This is a genomic window from Actinomadura napierensis (assembly GCF_039529375.1).
Lineage (GTDB): Bacteria > Actinomycetota > Actinomycetes > Streptosporangiales > Streptosporangiaceae > Spirillospora > Spirillospora napierensis.
Window position 1 is genome coordinate 1 of the sequence record NZ_BAAAMR010000261.1, and the last position, 1271, is coordinate 1271.

Consider the following 1271-nt stretch of genomic DNA (forward strand, 5'->3'; position numbering starts at 1 on the left):
CTTCTGCTACAGCAATAGCAATACGGTGTCCATTTTCTAAAACACGCAATTGCTCAAGACTCTCGAGCTTTTCAAGTTTACCCATTTCCCATGTAACATATTCTTGTAATAAGCTCACACGATAAGCATATAAACCTAAATGACGAAATGCTTGGCTATGTAAAGTTGGTTCAGCTTGTTTAGCACTATCTCGATCATAAGGAATAGTTGCACGACTAAAATATAATGCTTCATTTTGTTTAGACATGACTACTTTTACGATACTATCACGCTGAAATTCATCCAACGCATGAATAGGCTCACATAATGTAGACATTGAACAGTTTGGCTTATCAACCAAAAGCTTTGCAACTTGCTGAACAAGCTGGGCTGGCAGTAATGGCTCATCGCCTTGTACGTTTACAATAATGTCATCAGCATCCCATCCTTTAATACGAGCAACTTCACTTAAACGATCTGTTCCCGATGGATGGTCTGCACTTGTTAAAACAACATCAACGCCCTCTGCACGACATAATTCAGCGATACGTTCATCGTCCGTTGCTACACATAGGTCATCGAAACCTTCAACTTTTTTTGCTTGATCTACTACTCGTAAAATCATAGGACGATCATGAATAAGTAACAATGGCTTACCTGGCAAACGCGAACTTGAGAAGCGTGCTGGAATGACGATATGTTTCATTTTTTCTTCCTAAGATATTTGAATATCAAGCTTTTGCAATTGTTGATTTAAAATCTGATAGCACTCTGTAGACAAAACAGCTTTAACAGGTACGACCCAGATAGAACGTTTAAAGTCTGGATGTTTTTCAAGTAATGGTAAAAATTTAACAGCATCTTTTTCTGTTGTAATGATCGGCAAATCATCATTAAAAATGAGATCATCAATACTGTAATCATGATGATCACGAAAAGCATGCTCTTGAAATTGTTTCACCCCTAAACCTTTAAGTGTTTGGTAAAAGCGCTGAGGAAAACCAATGCCGACTACTGCATGGTAATTATTTTGAATATTGAATGATAATTCAGTTGCCGAAGAAGGATTCAACAAGTAAGGCTGGCCTGCATCAAGATGCATATGCAATGTAGTTGTTGGTGTGAAAATATGCTCGATTACCGTACTAGTTTTTAAACGTTCCGCAGGTTCACGTAAATATCCTTCTGGTAATAACTTTCTATTTCCAAGGCCACGATTTTGATCAAGTACGATCCATTCTATTTGGCGACCTAATGCCCAATGTTGCAACCCATCATCACTAATAATTAAA

Annotated in this window: 2 protein-coding genes; both read right to left on the reverse strand. The window is 37.7% G+C overall.

Features of this window, described 5'->3' with window-relative positions:
- Nucleotides 1–685 (reverse strand): 3-deoxy-manno-octulosonate cytidylyltransferase (kdsB, locus tag ABD296_RS49305; protein WP_344285429.1); only part of this gene is annotated, 685 nt, incomplete at its 3' end.
- Nucleotides 686–694: 9 nt separating this feature from the next.
- The coding region (lpxK, locus tag ABD296_RS49310) for a tetraacyldisaccharide 4'-kinase (protein ID WP_344285432.1) at nucleotides 695–1271 on the reverse strand (577 nt) is incomplete at its 5' end.